This is a genomic window from Dyella mobilis, from assembly GCF_016904945.1.
Lineage (GTDB): Bacteria > Pseudomonadota > Gammaproteobacteria > Xanthomonadales > Rhodanobacteraceae > Dyella_B > Dyella_B mobilis.
On sequence record NZ_JADIKF010000005.1, the window covers coordinates 1 to 611 of the forward strand.

1 protein-coding gene is annotated in these 611 nt (G+C 63.8%); it reads left to right on the top strand.

Annotated elements, in window-relative coordinates:
• Positions 1–48 precede the first annotated feature (48 nt).
• Positions 49–603: a YaeQ family protein gene (locus ISS99_RS00025; protein ID WP_204629518.1), complete on the top strand. Its 555-nt coding sequence runs from the start codon at positions 49–51 to the stop codon at positions 601–603.
• Positions 604–611: the final 8 nt, after the last annotated feature.

A 611-nucleotide genomic window follows, 5' to 3' on the forward strand; every position in this document is an offset into this window, starting at 1 on the left:
GGGCAAAGCCGCGTAAAATAGTCGGTTTACGCCCACTCAAGTGCCCCAATGGCCCTCACCGCCACCATCCACAAGGCCGAACTGTCGATCAGCGACATGGACCGGCACTACTACGCCACCCACGCATTGACCCTCGCCCGGCATCCGTCGGAAACCGAGGAGCGATTGATGGCGCGCCTGCTCGCGTTCACGCTGTATGCCGACGAACGGCTGGAGTTCGGCAAGGGGCTCAGCGACACCGACGAACCGGCCCTGTGGCGCAAGGCCTATACCGACGAGATCGAGCTGTGGGTCGACGTCGGCCTGCCTGATGAAACACGCTTGCGCAAAGCCTGCAACCAGTCGCGGCACGTCGTGGTGCTGGCCTATGGTGGCCATGCCGTCGACGTCTGGTGGAGCAAGATCGCCAGCACGCTCACCCGCCACGACAACCTCAGCGTGCTCGCCATCGACCACGCCGACATGCAGCAACTGGCTACCCTGTGCGAGCGCAGCATGCGCCTGCAATGCCTGATCCAGGACGGCGAACTGCAGCTCATCGCCGGCGACCTCACGCTGCCGATCCGTCCGGCTATCCGCAAGGGTGAGTACGCTGTCGCTTGAGAAAGTGC